This is a genomic window from Nocardia sp. NPDC056064 (assembly GCF_042266925.1).
Lineage (GTDB): Bacteria > Actinomycetota > Actinomycetes > Mycobacteriales > Mycobacteriaceae > Nocardia.
In genome coordinates this window covers 2,771,394-2,785,408 of the sequence record NZ_JBHJWO010000001.1, presented here as the reverse complement: position 1 = coordinate 2,785,408, position 14,015 = coordinate 2,771,394, and the positions used below count along the sequence as shown (strand labels likewise).

Genomic DNA, 14,015 nt, shown 5'->3' with positions numbered 1-14,015 from the left:
TCCGAGCCTATGAGTTGGAGTGCACTCCAAGTCAAGCGCGCGCGGCGAGTAGGGACGGGTAGTCGACGAGGTCGATGTCGTTGGCGGCGTTGTCGCCGTATTTCAGCATGAGGCCGAACAGGCGCGAGCCCAGGAACCAGTTGCGGGCCCTGATGCCCAGGGCGGTCTTCGGGGCGAGGAAGCGGCCCGTGTTGCTGTTGCCCGCGATCTTGGCGTAGCGGCGCATGATGCGGTCGTAGGCGGCGAAGGCGGCGACGTGGTCGCCCTCGGCGGTGGCGAGTTCGCCCGCCAGCACATAGGCGCCGACGATGGCCAGGCCGGTGCCGAAGCCGGCCAGGGTGTTGCCGTAGGCGGCGTCGCCGACCAGGGCGACGCGGCCGCGGGTGTACTGGCCGTTCATCCGGACCTGGCTGATCGAGTCGAGGAAGATGTCGTCGAATTCAGCCAGGTCGGCGAGCATGCGGGGAGTGTGCCAGCCCATCCCGGCGAAGGTCCGCTCGATGATCGCGCGCTGGGCGGCGGCGTCGTTGCGCGGGTAGTCGAGTTCGGGCGAGGCGAACATGTACATCTGCTGCGCCTTGGCGCCGCCGTCGATGGCGAGGCGGCCGGGCGTGTTGTGGGCGTAACCGCTGGCCCGTTCGCGCGGGGTGGCGGCATCGCTCCAGCGGCTCGCGCCCGCGACGCAGTAGTAGTGGCCGAGGTGGGTGACGAAGTCCGCTTCGGGGCCGAAGGCCAGCGACCGCACCCGGGAGTGGATGCCGTCGGCGCCAAGGACCAGGTCGAAGGTGCGCGGCGCGGCGTTCTCGAACTCCACGTGCACGCCCTCGGCGGTGTCGCGCAGGGCGGTGACGGTGTCGCCGAAGAGGTATTCCACCTCGTCGGCGGTCCGGTCGTAGATGACCTCGGCCAGGTCGCCGCGCAGGATCTCCAGATCGCCGCCGGTGAATTCGCCGTTCATCACGCCGAGTTCGCGGCCGTCGTCGTCGACGAAGACGAGGTCGGTGGTGCCGGTGCGGCGGGCGCGCACGTCGTCGAGGACGCCCATGCGTTCGAGCACGGTCAGATGGGTGCGGCCCTTGAAGTCGACGGCCTGACCGCCCGGACGCAGCGCGGGTGCCCGCTCGACGACGGTGACGGTGAAGCCGTAGCGGTGCAGCCAGTAGGCCAGGGCGGGGCCTGCGATGCTGGCGCCGGAGACGAGAACGGTCTGGTCGCGCATGGTGTGCTCCTCGGAATAATCTGCGTCCGGAGTAATCAGTATCCGGTGGACACGATTAAGAGTATGGTAGACACAGTTCCGCGTCAACCCGGAATCTCGAGAGGATGAGCCATGCCGTCGCCGACCACCGTCGACCTGCTCTGGGGCGCCCCGCAGCGCCCCAAACGCGGGCCCAAACCCGCGCTGACCCTCGACGGGATCGTCGCCGAGGCGATCGCGCTCGCCGACGCCGAAGGACTGACCGCGCTGTCGATGCAGCGGCTCGCCGAACGGCTCGGCTTCACGAAGATGTCGCTGTACCGCTATGTGCCGGGCAAGGAACAGCTCACCGCGCTGATGGTGGACACCGCCCTCGGCGCGCCGCCCACGCTCGGCTCACCCGGCTGGCGCGGCGGCCTGCGGACCTGGGCCGAAGCCATCTTCGCCCGCTACCGCGCCCACCCCTGGGCCATCGAACTCACCCTCGGCATCCGCCCGATCGGCCCCAACGAGATGGGCTGGACCGAGGCCGCCCTGCTCGCGCTGGCCGACACCGGGCTGGCTCCCGCCGAACAGCTCGACACCATCGTGCTGATCAACGGCCACGCCCGCAGCCTCGCCCAGCAGGTGGCCTCGGTGCGCGACGCCGACGCGGAGACCGAGTTCGCCGAGCAGTTCGCCGCCATGATGACCGCGGCGGGCGACCGGTTCCCCACGGTCAGCGCGGCCTTCGCCGCCGAGGCCGTGGCCGGGCACGGCGACGCGTTCGACTACGGCATCGAGCGCATCCTCGACGGGCTGGCGGTGCTCATCGCGCAGCGCGCCGATCGGTAGCGCCGAAGTCTGGTCCGGGAGCCGCGAACGTCCTAGGCTCGCATCATGACCGACGAGCCCGAGCTGCCGGAGAGCGCTGTCACGGTGGTGCGCGAGTTCTTCGCCGCGCTCGAACTGAGCGCCGTGCCCGAAGCGCTGGAACTGGTGCACCCCGAGATCGTGTGGAAGAACACCGGGCTGCCCGATGTTCGCGGGATCGGACGGGTCGCCCCGATCCTGAAGGGGCTCGGGCGCAAGCACCTGGGCTTCGCGGCCCAGATCCACTACATCGCGCAGAACGCCAACGGCCTGGTCGTCACCGAACGCACCGACTACCTGCGCGGCGGTCCCGTGCGTATCGCTTTTCCGGTGTCGGGCAACTTCGAGCTGCGCGAGGGCCGAATCGTGCTGTGGGACGACCACTTCGGCTGGGGCGATCTGCTGCGCGGCACCAAGGACGGCCTGCTCAACGCGGTGCGCCGCCGCTGATCAGGCGTGTTTGCGCAGGTAGTCCAGGTAGGTGGGGCGTAGGACGTCGGCGAGTTTGCCGTCGCCGGCGTGCACGTAGTCGTCGAGCATGGGCAGCACGTACTTGATGTCGGCCTCGCTCTCGCCGAGCTCGCCCGCCTCGGCCTGCGCCGCCGGGATGGCTTTGAGCAGATCCCACAGGAATTTCACGTCGCCGTGCCGCACGGCGGTCTTCACCGCGCGATCGTGCAGTTCCTTGGACGACAGCTTCTCCAGATCCTGGTCATCGGCCATGCCACCGACTCTAGCGCGCGGCGACACGCCTGTGCCGGGATCTGCTGCGTCGGTGCTGGTTAACGACAAATTCACCGACGCGTCCGGCTGTCTGCCAGCGCTGCCGCGCGTTCGGCGGTAGCGTCGGTGGTGCGGGTTGCATCGGTGTGACTCGTACGGGAGGTCCTGACCGTGACTGAGCTATTCAGTGCGAGAGGGCCGGCACCCGGCCCTCGTGGCGGCTGACCAGCGCGTCGGCAGCCCACCAGGACGGACCGGTCCAGCGAGATCGTTCACGCGGTGCCGCGTGAACACCTAAGGAGCCCACCGTGACTGCTGCACGCTCCGTATCCGGCCCCGCGATGCACACGGCCTCGAACTCCACGCACTCGAAGAAGGGGGAGCGCCCCTCGCGTTCCGGTCGCAAGACTTTCGTCGTCGATACCTCTGTCCTGCTGTCGGATCCCTGGGCGGTGACGCGCTTCGGGGAACACCGGGTGGTGCTGCCGCTGGTGGTCATCAGCGAGCTCGAGGCCAAGCGGCACCACCACGAGCTCGGCTGGTTCGCCCGCGAGGCGCTGCGCATGCTCGACGACCTGCGCGTCCAGCACGGCAGGCTCGACCAGCCGCTGCCCATCGGCACCGAGGGCGGCACCATCCAGGTGGAACTCAACCACACCGATCCGTCGGTGCTGCCCGCCGGATTCCGTTCCGACACCAACGATTCCCGCATCCTGGCCTGCGCGCTGAACATCGCCGCCGAGGGCGAGACCGTGATGCTGGTGTCCAAGGACATCCCGCTGCGGGTCAAGGCCAGCGCGGTCGGCCTGGCCGCCGACGAGTACCACGCCCAGGACGTGGTGACCTCCGGCTGGAGCGGGATGGTCGAACTCGACGTCGCGGGCAACCGGATCGACCAGCTCTACGCCGAATCGGTGATCGACCTCGACGAGGCGCGGGAACTGCCCTGCCACACCGGAATCCGGTTGCTCGGCAGCAGCTCCAGCGCGCTGGGCCGGGTCACCGCCGACAAGCGGGTGCAGCTGGTCCGCGAACGCGAGGCCTTCGGCCTGCACGGACGCTCGGCCGAGCAGCGCATCGCGCTGGATCTGCTGCTCGACGAGAGCATCGGCATCGTGTCGATGGGTGGGCGCGCGGGCACCGGCAAGTCGGCGCTGGCGCTCACGGCCGGTCTCGAGGCCGTGCTCGAACGCCGGACCCAGCGCAAGGTGGTCGTGTTCCGGCCGCTCTACGCGGTGGGCGGGCAGGAGCTGGGCTACCTGCCGGGGTCGGAGAGCGAGAAGATGGGGCCGTGGGCGCAGGCCGTCTTCGACACCCTCGACGGGCTGGCCAGCCGGGAGGTCATGGAGGAGGTGCTCAGCCGCGACATGCTCGAGGTGCTGCCGCTGACCCACATCCGCGGCCGGTCGCTGCACGATTCGTTCGTGATCGTCGACGAGGCGCAGTCGCTGGAACGCAATGTCCTGCTGACGGTGCTGAGCAGGCTGGGCACCGGCTCGCGGGTGGTGCTCACCCACGATGTCGCCCAGCGCGACAATCTGCGCGTCGGCAGGCACGACGGCGTGGCGGCGGTGATCGAGAAGCTCAAGGGTCATCCGCTGTTCGCTCACATCACCCTCACCCGCAGCGAACGCTCGCCGATCGCCGCCCTGGTGACCGAGATGCTGGAGGAATACGGCCCCAACGCGTAACTGTCGGCAATCGGTCCGCGTCGGCGGTCCGATCAGGCGTTAAAACGCCGAATGGTGGGTAATATCCGCGAAGACACCAATCCAGCAACGGCTCGGCGAACACAGTTCTGCCGGGCCGTTGCGGATGTCGGCCAGGCTCCGTCCGGGGGCGTGCCCCCGGGGGGCCACTCGCGAGAGGATGGATATGAACCGCATCGCTCGACGTTCTGCCGCTGGAGGGGCCGCGGTGCTCGCCGCGGCCGGTCTGCTGCTGGCCACCGGCTGCAGCGACGACAACAAGGACAACGAAAACGACACGATGGCCTCGGTCACCTCGATGATCGGCGGCGGCTCGACCACCACAACCGGGGCCGGGGGCACCACCACCGGCGAGGGCACCGAGACCACCTCCGGGATGGCCACCACCTCGGGCACCGCCGCGGCGGGGGAGTCGACCACCATCTCCACCCCGAACGGCGACATCACCATCTCCGGCGAGGTGTACAAGAAGTACGTCGCGGTGGGCGGGGCGAGCAGCCCGCTGGGCGCGCCGGAGGAAGCCCAGGAATCGGGCCCCAACGGCGGCGAATACCAGGACTTCGACGGCGGCACCATCTACTGGAGCAGCGACTCCGGCGCCCACATCGTCTGGGGCGAGATCCGCGAGGCCTGGGAGGACAACGGCGGCGCCAACGGCACGCTGGGCTACCCGACCAGCGACGAGAAGGACATCGCCGGCGGCAAGCAGAGCGATTTCACCGGCGGCACCATCACCTGGGTCGACGGGCAGATCACAGTCACACCGAAATAATCTGTGGACGGTCCCAGCGCGGGGACCGGGTTCGCCCTTGCGTCCCCGCGCTCGTGGCCGAGGTACTAGGTTGTCCTCGTGCAGAAAACTTTGACCGATCGTGAGCTGCTCGACGCACTCTCGGACGTGGTGGAAACCAATCTCGAGCGCCACATCCAGGCGGCCGAGGGCTGGCAGCCGCACGAGTTCGTGCCGTGGTCGGACGGGCGCAACTTCGCCTTCCTCGGCGGCACCGACTGGACCCCGGAGCAGGGCGAGCTCAGCGACACCGCCGTCCTCGCGCTGACCGTGAGTGTCCTGGTCGCCGACAACCTGCCCTCGTATCACCGCGAGCTCGGCAAGCACCTGCGCACCGGCCCCTGGTGGCGCTGGGTGGGTCGCTGGACCGCCGAGGAGAACCGCCACGAGATCCTGATCCGCAACTACCTGATGGTGTCGCGCTCGGTGGACCCGGTGGCGCTCGAGCGGGCCCGCATGCAGCACATGACCGACGGCTTCAACCGTCCGCCCATGCACCTGATCGACGTGCTGGCCACCTGCGCCTTCGAAGAGGTCGCCGCGGGTATCCGTCATCGCAACACCGCCGCGCTCGGCGAGAACCCGGTGGTCACCGCGATCGCGGAGAAGATCGCCGTCGACGACGAGCTGCAGGCCGAGTTCTTCGCCGGCCTGGTCTCGGCCGCCCTCGATCTGGTCCCCGACCAGGCCGTGCGCGCCATCGCCGACCGGGTCGCCGACTTCCGCGTGCCGCACGTGGAACTGCCCGGCGGCGGTTCCAGCGACGAGGCGCTGGCCGAGGCCGGGATCTACGATCCCGCGAAGCAGGCGGAGCTGGTGTTCACGCCGCTGCTGCGCCGCTGGAACATCTTCACCCGCACCGACCTGGGCGAAGAGGGCGAAAAGGCCCGCGCAGAACTCGCGCTGTATCAATAGCGGCTGGCGCCGCGTGTTCGCGGCCCCGAGGAGGGGCCGCGAACGGCCCCTCCTCGGGGCCGGGGGTGCGGGCCGGGTCTACTTCGTTTCGCGGTCGACGTTGGCCATGGCGAGCACGTCGAGACGCTCGTCGAGTTCGGCCTCGGTCAGCTTGCCGGGGACCAGGCCGCGGTCGATGACGGTCTGGCGGATCGTCTTCTTCTCGCGCAGCGCCTGCTTGGCGACCGCGGCGGCCTCCTCGTAGCCGATCGCGGAGTTGAGCGGGGTGACGATCGAGGGCGAGGACTCGGCCAGCGTGCGCAGGTGTTCCTCGTTGGCCACCAGGCCGACGACACACTTGTCGGCGAACAGCCGGGAGACGTTGGCCAGCAGGCGGATCGACTCGAGCAGGTTGCGCGCCATCACCGGGATGTACACATTGAGCTCGAAGGCGCCACTCGCCCCACCGAAGGCGATGGCCGCGTCGTTGCCCACCACCTGCACCGCCACCTGGGTGACCGCCTCGGGCAGCACGGGGTTGACCTTGCCCGGCATGATCGAGCTGCCCGGCTGCAGGTCGGGCAGCTGCAGTTCGCCCAGGCCGGTCAGCGGGCCCGAGCCCATCCAGCGGATGTCGTTGGCGATCTTGGTCAGGCTCACCGCGATGGTGCGCAGCGCACCGGAAGCCTCCACCAGGCCGTCGCGCGCGGCCTGGGCCTCGAAGTGGTCCTCGGATTCGCGCAGCGCGTCGATGCCGGTGGCGCGCACCAGTTCCGCGACGACCTTCGCCCCGAAACCGGCGGGGGCGTTGAGCCCGGTGCCGACCGCGGTGCCGCCGATCGGCAGCTCGCCCAGGCGCGGCAGGGTGGCCATGGCGCGTTCGATGCCCGCGGCGATCTGGCGGGTGTAGCCGCCGAACTCCTGGCCCAGGGTCACCGGGACGGCGTCCATCAGGTGGGTGCGGCCGGACTTCACCACGGTGCGCCACTCGGTCGCCTTGTCCTGCAGAGCCAGGCGCAGGTGGTCGAGAGCGGGCACCAGTTCGGTGATCACGGCTTCGGTGGCGGCCAGATGGGTGGCGGTGGGGAAGGTGTCGTTGGACGACTGCGACATGTTCACGTCGTCGTTGGGATGCACGGTGACGCCGTCACGCGCGGCGATCGAGGCGATCACCTCGTTGGCGTTCATGTTGGAGCTGGTGCCCGAGCCGGTCTGGAACACGTCGATCGGGAACTGGTCGTCGTGGCGGCCCTGCGCGATCTCGTTCGCCGCGGCGACGATCGCGTCGGCCTTCACCGGATCCAGCAGCCCCAGATCTTTGTTGACCTGCGCGCAGGCGGCCTTCAGCAGGCCCAGCGCCCGGATCTGCGCGCGCTCGAGCCCGCGCCCGCTGATCGGGAAGTTCTCCACCGCCCGCTGCGTCTGCGCCCGCCACAGGGCATCCACGGGAACCCGGACCTCACCCATGGTGTCGTGCTCGATCCGGTACTGCGCGTCGTCATCAGCCATAGCACGACCCTAGGACGAGAACAGCGCGAATGGGGTTGCCACGTCAGCGGAAAATCCCACACCGTGTCACGGAATACATTCCCGGTGACAACCACAGGCGAGTCTTACGAGCCGTTCGCGGCCGGCCCGCGTTCGCGGCTCGAAGCGTAACGCCGCAGGCGCAGTCTCGAGTCGCGAGCGCGGGCCTTCGGGGCCGCGAACACCGCGGCCCCGGCCGCTCAGGGAAGAGGCGGGTTGGCGCTGTCGTCGCCGTCGAAGTCGACGGAGGAGTATTCGCGGAGCTTGGTGAGGCGGTGGTAGGCGTCGATCATGCGGACCGTGCCGGACTTGGAGCGCATGACGATCGACTGGGTCGACGCGCCGCCACCGAAGTAGCGCACGCCGCGCAGCAGGTCGCCGTCGGTGACGCCGGTGGCGCAGAAGAAGACGTTCTCGCCCGCGACGAGGTCGGTGGTCGAGAGCACGCGGTCCAGGTCATGGCCCGCGTCGATCGCCTTCTGGCGCTCCTCGTCGTCCTTGGGGGCCAGCATGCCCTGCAGTTCGCCACCCAGGCAGCGCAGCGCGGCGGCGGCGATGATGCCCTCGGGCGTGCCGCCGATGCCGACGAGGATGTCGACGCCGGACTCCGGGCGGGCCGCGGCGATGGCGCCGGCGACGTCACCGTCGGAGATGAGGCGGATGCGCGCGCCCGCGTCGCGGGTCTGCTGGATGATGTCGGCGTGGCGGGGGCGGTCCAGGATGCAGACCGTCAGGTCCGACACCGAGGACTGCTTGGCCTTGGCGACCCGGCGGATGTTCTCGCCGATGGGGGCGGTGATGTCGATCGAGCCCGCGGCGTCGGGGCCGACGGCGATCTTGTGCATGTAGAACACCGCGGACGGGTCGAACATGGCGCCGCGTTCGGCGACCGCGAGCACCGAGATGGCGCCGGGGGAGCCCTTCGACATCAGCGTGGTGCCGTCGATCGGGTCGACGGCGAAGTCGACCTCGGGACCGGTTCCGTCGCCGACGGCCTCGCCGTTGTACAGCATCGGCGCTTCGTCCTTCTCGCCCTCACCGATGACGACGACGCCCTGCATGGAGACCGAGCTGACGAGCTGACGCATGGCGTCGACCGCCGCGCCGTCGCCGCCTTCCTTGTCGCCACGGCCGACCCAGCGGCCCGCGGCCATCGCCCCTGCCTCGGTGACGCGGACCAGCTCGAGTGCGAGGTTGCGGTCGGGTGCCTCGCGGCGGCTGGGGGCGGGCGATGATGCCGTCATGCGTGGGGCCTCCTTGGCGTTGGTGTTACGGGTGCATTGTCGCATTCGGAATCGGCACGCCCGTGCACGACCTCCCGCGCGGCCCCCTGGCGGTGCTGGTCAGGCGCCGAGTGGATACTGGTAGCCGTGGCCCAGCAGAAGCACCGGATCTTCAACGACTATCGCGACCTGTTCTGGTCGCTGATCCCGTTGGTACTGATCGCGGTCGTGCTGGCGGGGGCGGCGAGCCAGTGCACCGTGGCGACCAACGGCCCCACCCAAGGTCAGGTGCCGCATTTCGACGTCGACGCGGCGCTGGGTTCCGACGCCGCGAGCCTGTCGTTCCCCATTCGCAACCCCGAGGTCCCGCAGGACTGGACCTCGAATTCCGGCAGCCGCGACACCGTCACCGTCGCGGGCGGCGGCCCGGTGAGCACGGTCGGCTACATCACCCCGCAGGGCACCTACATGCGCCTGTCGCAGAGCAGCGCGACCGAGGAGAGCCTCTCGCGCCACATTCTCGGCTCGCGCTACCCGACCGGCACGGTCGATGTCGGCGGCCGCAAGTGGGTCGTCTACACCGAACCCACCGAGGAGACCGCCTGGATCGCCGACTTCGGCGACGTGCGGGTCCTGATCACCGGCGCGGGCGACGAGGCCGCGTTCACGACGCTGGCCCAGGCGGTCACGGCCGCCACCCCGCTGGCGAAGTGAGTCCGGCGGGCTGAGCCCGGCTAGTCGCCGGTGTCGAGGTCGGCGCGCGAGAGCGCGTCCTCGACGCGGCGGCGGGCACCGGCCAGGTGCTGTTCGCAGCGGGCCGCGAGGGCTTCGCCGCGCTCCCACAGGGTGAGCGAGTCGTCGAGATCCAGGCCGCCCTGTTCGAGCATCTTCACGACATTGATCAGTTCGTCGCGGGCGCGCTCGTAGCCGAAGCCGGCGATCTCGGCGAGGGTGTCGGCGGCGGGGGTCTCGGAGCCGGCGTCGGCCACGGTCAGGTCCTCTTCTCGTCGGTGGTCTTCGGCGTCAGGCGCTGGGTGCCCAGGGCCGCAGCGGTGACGGCGCCGTCGGCGACCCGGATCCGCAGCTGGCTGCCCGCGGGGGCGTCCTCGATCGACCGGACGACATGGCGTTCGGGCCCGGCCACCCGCTGCACGACAGCGTAACCACGCGCCAGCGTGGCGGCCGGACCCACCGCGGTGAGTTTCTCGCGCAGGTGCAGCGTGGTGGTCGCCTCGGCACGCAGCAGGTGGTCGATGCTGCGCTGGGCGGCGGTGCGCCAGCGTTCCAGTTCGTCGTGGCGGTGGCCGAGTTCGCGCAGCGGGTCGGCCAGGACCGGCCGCGAGCGCAACTGCGTGAGCGTGTGCTCCTCGCGCCGCACCCAGCCGCGCAGCGCGCCCGCCGCGCGTTCACGCATCTCGCGCACGCCGGCCAGTTCGGCCGCGGCGTCGGGCACGATCCGCTTGGCGGCGTCGGTGGGGGTGGCCGCGCGCAGGTCGGCGACCAGGTCGAGCAGCGGGTTGTCGGGTTCGTGCCCGATGGCGCTGACGACCGGGGTGCGCGCCGCGGCGACCGCCCGGCACAGCGCCTCGTCGGAGAAGGGCAGCAGGTCCTCGGTGCTGCCGCCGCCGCGGGCCAGCACGATCACCTCCACCTCGGGATCACGATCGAGCTCGGCCAGCGCCGTCAGCATCTGCGGTACCGCCGTCGGCCCCTGCACCGCCGTGTTCCGGATGACGAAACGCACTGCGGGCCAGCGGTTCTGGGCCACGCTCAGCACGTCCCGTTCGGCCGCGCTCGCGCGCCCGGTGATCAGCCCGACGGTGCCCGGCAGGAACGGCAGCGGCCGTTTGAGTTTCGGGTCGAAGAGCCCCTCGGCGGCCAGCAGCGCCTTGAGCCGCTCGATGCGGGCCAGCAGCTCACCGATCCCGACCGCGCGGATCTCGGTGACCCGCAGCGAGATCGTGCCGCGCCCGGTGAAGAACTGCAGCTTGCCGTAGACCACCACCCGGCTGCCCTCGGTGAGCGGCACCGGCAGCCTGCGCAGCAGATCGGGATCGCAGGTGAGCGACAGCGACATGTCCGCCGAGGTGTCGCGCAGCACCAGGAACGCGGTGCGCGTGCCCGGCCGCAGATTGATCTGGGTGACCTGCCCCTCCACCCAGATGCTGCCGAGCCGCTCGATCCACTGCGCGACCTTCACGGCCACGGATCGCACCGGATACGGCTGCTCGGCCGAATTGGCCGGTGCTCCCGCCGCGCCACCCTCGGTAGTCATACGACAGGTATACGCGGCCCCACCGACACAACAAAAGGCGGCCGCGTCGGCGCCGAAGGCGCGGATCGCGGCCGCCTCGATTCTGGACTGACGGAGAGAAGGAGCGAAGCGACTGAACGCAGGAGGGAAGAATCGAGGCTCAAGGGCCGCGATCCCCGCGGCGCCAGCCGCCTATGTCACTGCTGGACCGTGGCGATCCGGTTGGTCAGCATGGTGACGAAGGGTGCGCGGGCGCGGGTCTGCTGTTCGAAGGCCAGCAGCTGGGCCAGCTCCTCCACGGTCAGCATCCGCAGCCGGGCGCGCAGCTGGGCCAGCGTCATCGAGGGGTAGTCGTAGCGGATCGCGACCTCGGGAGCCTCGATCTCGGCGGGCTCGTCGGCGGCGGGTTCCTCGACGGTCTCGAGCAGCAGCAGGTTCGCCGGGGAGACCTCACCGTTCACGGGCGCGACCGGCGCTTCCTCGGTGAACAGGTCGAAGCGGCTGGTGTGGCCGTTGGTGGCCACGGCGGGCTCGGGAGCGATGTCCTCGTCGAAGGTCGCCCACTCGGGCTGCTCCTGCGGAGCCGAGCCGAGGCGCTCGAACACGGCGTCACCCTTGAGCGCGAGGCTGGTGACGAACTGCTGCACGTGCATGGTGGTCTGCAGCACGCGACTCAGGGCCGTGATGGGGAAATTCACGGCCGCGACCGGGAGCCGCCTGGTCTCTTCTAAGGCGTATACGGCGGCACCGGCGGCGACCCGGGCCACGAACGGAGGACGGAACATGGTCCCAGCCTGCCGCAAACGGTCTGTGATGCAAAGGTCCAGCCTGCCCGAATGTGACTTTCGCCCCTCGAACCGCCCGGATCGGGCTCCCCGCGCGCACGTAAGCTGGGGACCATGACCTCGGCAATTCCCTTGAACGTCGGTATCGCGCGCTCGCCGGGCGCGACTGCTGCCGGTGGCAAGCGCGTGCTGCTGGCCGAGCCCCGCGGCTACTGCGCGGGCGTCGACCGCGCCGTCGAGACGGTCGAGAAGGCACTGGACAAGCACGGTGCCCCGATCTACGTGCGCAAGGAGATCGTGCACAACCGGCACGTGGTGGAGACGCTACGCGAGCGCGGCGTGGTCTTCGTCGACGAGAACGACGAGGTGCCGGAGGGTGCGCTGGTCGTGTTCTCCGCGCACGGCGTGGCGCCGACCGTGCACGAGAGCGCCGCGGCGCGCAATCTGCGCACCATCGACGCCACCTGCCCGCTGGTGACCAAGGTGCACCAGGAGGCCAAGCGCTTCGCCCGCGACGACTACGACATCCTGCTGATCGGCCACGAGGGCCACGAGGAGGTCGAGGGCACCGCCGGCGAGGCACCCGAGCACGTGCAGCTGGTCGACGGCCCGGATTCGGTGGACGCGGTGACCGTGCGCGATCCGGCCAAGGTGATCTGGCTGTCGCAGACCACGCTGTCGGTGGACGAGACGATGGCGACCGTCGAGCGCCTGCGCGAGCGCTTCCCGACGCTGCAGGACCCGCCCAGCGACGACATCTGCTACGCCACCTCCAACCGCCAGACCGCGGTCAAGGCGATGGCGCCGGAATGCGATCTGGTGATCGTGGTCGGTTCGCGCAACTCCTCCAACTCGGTGCGCCTGGTCGAGGTGGCGCTGGGCGCGGGCGCGCGGGCCGCGTATCTGGTCGACTACGCCCGCGAAATCGACCCGGCCTGGCTCGACGGCGTGCGGACCGTCGGCATCACCTCGGGCGCGTCGGTGCCGGAGATCCTGGTGACCGGCGTGCTCGACCTGCTGGCCGAGCACGGTTTCGGTGAGGTGCAGCCGGTGACCACGGCCAACGAGACGCTGGTGTTCGCCCTGCCGCGTGAGCTGCGCCCGTCCCGCAAGGACGCCGCCGCGAAGAGCTGACCCCCGACAGAAACAATCCCCGCCGCGCTGTTCGCGGCGGGGATTCCGTCTTTCCTACCCGTTGTCCGGGCGGCGGCGTTCGGTGCGGGTCGAGTCGGCGCGGTCGCGGTAGCGCACATTCGGCTGCGGGTGCGGCGGCGCCTCACCGCGCCGCCGCGGTACCCGGGCGGGTTCCGGTTCGCGGGGTCCGCCGCGGGCGGCGCGCGGTTCGCGGTTGCGCGGCGGGGCGGGGGCGCGCTTGGGGTCGCGGGGCTGACGGCGGGCCGGGCTCGCCATGTCGACCTCGGTGGCCGGGTCGTCCAGCACGGCGGTCGCGCGCCGGGGACGTCTGCGCGCCTCGGCCGGTTCGGCGGCGGGCTCGGGACGGCGGCGCTTGACCGGCTTGCGCTCGGGGGTGCGTTCGGCCTTGGGCTTGCGGTCGGTGCGCGGCTTGCGCTCACCCCGGCGCTCGGCGGCGGCCGGGCGCGCGGTCGCGGGGGCGCGCTTGGCGACGGCGATCCGGACGCCGCCGATCAGCAGCACCAGCACCGTGGCCAGCATCATCGTCGGGAACCGCTCCACCAGCGGGATGACCAGGTTCATCAGGACGTCTTTGATGGAGGTGGTGGCCCGCCCACCCAGTAGCTGGCAGGCCAGCGGCACCGCGACGAACAGCAGCAGCGGCGGCATCACCATCGTCGCGAACAGCCCGCGCATCCGGACCGCGCACACGGCCAGCACGCAGCCGAGCACGTACGTCGCCGAGAACGTGCCGGTCGGGTAGGTCTCGCCCCCGAGCCCGTCGATCACGAACCCCACCGCTGTCGCGCCCGCGGCCAGCGCGATCGCGGCCCAGGCGGGGATGCCGGGCACCGAGGGCAGGATCGAACGTTGCGGCGCGGGCACCCGGGGTCGCGCACGTTGGGAAGCAGCCACCCTATGACACT

At 70.5% G+C, this 14,015-nt stretch carries 15 protein-coding genes; 7 read left to right on the top strand and 8 right to left on the bottom strand.

What is annotated here, in order from left to right:
• Positions 1-31: 31 nt before the first annotated feature.
• Positions 32-1,219 (bottom strand): FAD-dependent monooxygenase, encoded by a 1,188-nt coding sequence (locus tag ACFC06_RS12775; RefSeq protein ID WP_375929903.1) that lies wholly within the window; start codon positions 1,217-1,219, stop codon positions 32-34.
• Positions 1,220-1,330: 111 nt separating this feature from the next.
• Here ACFC06_RS12775 and ACFC06_RS12770 point away from each other — a divergent pair, with 111 nt between their 5' ends.
• Complete coding sequence (locus ACFC06_RS12770) at positions 1,331-2,032, top strand: TetR/AcrR family transcriptional regulator (RefSeq protein WP_375929902.1); 702 nt, start codon at positions 1,331-1,333, stop codon at positions 2,030-2,032.
• Between the two features lie 45 nt (positions 2,033-2,077).
• Positions 2,078-2,500, top strand: a complete 423-nt coding sequence (locus tag ACFC06_RS12765) for a limonene-1,2-epoxide hydrolase family protein (protein WP_375929901.1) — start codon at positions 2,078-2,080, stop codon at positions 2,498-2,500.
• Here the strand turns inward: ACFC06_RS12765 and ACFC06_RS12760 are convergent, their stop codons facing one another.
• On the bottom strand, positions 2,501-2,773 hold the full coding sequence (locus tag ACFC06_RS12760; RefSeq protein ID WP_375929900.1) for a hypothetical protein: 273 nt from the start codon (positions 2,771-2,773) through the stop codon (positions 2,501-2,503).
• Positions 2,774-3,081: 308 nt separating this feature from the next.
• On the opposite strand from ACFC06_RS12760, the gene ACFC06_RS12755 reads away from it, so the two are divergent.
• The 3 genes from ACFC06_RS12755 (at position 3,082) to ACFC06_RS12745 (ending at position 6,187) form a co-directional block, all read left to right on the top strand.
• Positions 3,082-4,464 carry a PhoH family protein gene (locus tag ACFC06_RS12755; protein ID WP_375929899.1) on the top strand — a complete coding sequence of 461 codons (1,383 nt, stop codon included), beginning with the start codon at positions 3,082-3,084 and terminating at the stop codon, positions 4,462-4,464.
• 184 nt (positions 4,465-4,648) lie between these two features.
• Complete coding sequence (locus ACFC06_RS12750; RefSeq protein ID WP_375929898.1) at positions 4,649-5,254, top strand: LGFP repeat-containing protein; 606 nt, start codon at positions 4,649-4,651, stop codon at positions 5,252-5,254.
• Between the two features lie 78 nt (positions 5,255-5,332).
• On the top strand, positions 5,333-6,187 hold the full coding sequence (locus ACFC06_RS12745; RefSeq protein ID WP_375929897.1) for an acyl-ACP desaturase: 855 nt from the start codon (positions 5,333-5,335) through the stop codon (positions 6,185-6,187).
• A gap of 78 nt (positions 6,188-6,265) precedes the next feature.
• Here the strand turns inward: ACFC06_RS12745 and ACFC06_RS12740 are convergent, their stop codons facing one another.
• The gene (locus ACFC06_RS12740; protein WP_375929896.1) at positions 6,266-7,675 is read right to left on the bottom strand and encodes a class II fumarate hydratase; all 1,410 of its coding nucleotides are present in this window, start codon (positions 7,673-7,675) and stop codon (positions 6,266-6,268) included.
• A gap of 218 nt (positions 7,676-7,893) precedes the next feature.
• Positions 7,894-8,937: a class II fructose-bisphosphatase gene (glpX, locus tag ACFC06_RS12735; RefSeq protein ID WP_375929895.1), complete on the bottom strand. Its 1,044-nt coding sequence runs from the start codon at positions 8,935-8,937 to the stop codon at positions 7,894-7,896.
• 126 nt (positions 8,938-9,063) lie between these two features.
• On the opposite strand from glpX, the gene ACFC06_RS12730 reads away from it, so the two are divergent.
• Complete coding sequence (locus ACFC06_RS12730) at positions 9,064-9,630, top strand: DUF4245 domain-containing protein (RefSeq protein ID WP_375929894.1); 567 nt, start codon at positions 9,064-9,066, stop codon at positions 9,628-9,630.
• A gap of 20 nt (positions 9,631-9,650) precedes the next feature.
• On the opposite strand, the gene ACFC06_RS12725 is transcribed toward ACFC06_RS12730, so the two are convergent.
• From ACFC06_RS12725 to ACFC06_RS12715, 3 genes are all read right to left on the bottom strand, one after another.
• Positions 9,651-9,911: an exodeoxyribonuclease VII small subunit gene (locus ACFC06_RS12725; protein ID WP_375935445.1), complete on the bottom strand. Its 261-nt coding sequence runs from the start codon at positions 9,909-9,911 to the stop codon at positions 9,651-9,653.
• Positions 9,908-11,191, bottom strand: a complete 1,284-nt coding sequence (xseA, locus tag ACFC06_RS12720; protein ID WP_375929893.1) for an exodeoxyribonuclease VII large subunit — start codon at positions 11,189-11,191, stop codon at positions 9,908-9,910. Before xseA ends, ACFC06_RS12725 begins: the two co-directional genes overlap by 4 nt.
• A gap of 176 nt (positions 11,192-11,367) precedes the next feature.
• The gene (locus ACFC06_RS12715; RefSeq protein ID WP_375929892.1) at positions 11,368-11,955 is read right to left on the bottom strand and encodes a lipid droplet-associated protein; all 588 of its coding nucleotides are present in this window, start codon (positions 11,953-11,955) and stop codon (positions 11,368-11,370) included.
• A 114-nt stretch (positions 11,956-12,069) separates the two neighbouring features.
• Between ACFC06_RS12715 and ACFC06_RS12710 the strand changes: the two genes are divergently transcribed.
• Entirely contained in the window at positions 12,070-13,089 is a 1,020-nt protein-coding gene (locus ACFC06_RS12710; protein WP_375929891.1) for a 4-hydroxy-3-methylbut-2-enyl diphosphate reductase, read from the top strand.
• Between the two features lie 54 nt (positions 13,090-13,143).
• Here the strand turns inward: ACFC06_RS12710 and ACFC06_RS12705 are convergent, their stop codons facing one another.
• Complete coding sequence (locus ACFC06_RS12705) at positions 13,144-14,004, bottom strand: DUF6542 domain-containing protein (protein WP_375929890.1); 861 nt, start codon at positions 14,002-14,004, stop codon at positions 13,144-13,146.
• Positions 14,005-14,015 lie beyond the last annotated feature (11 nt).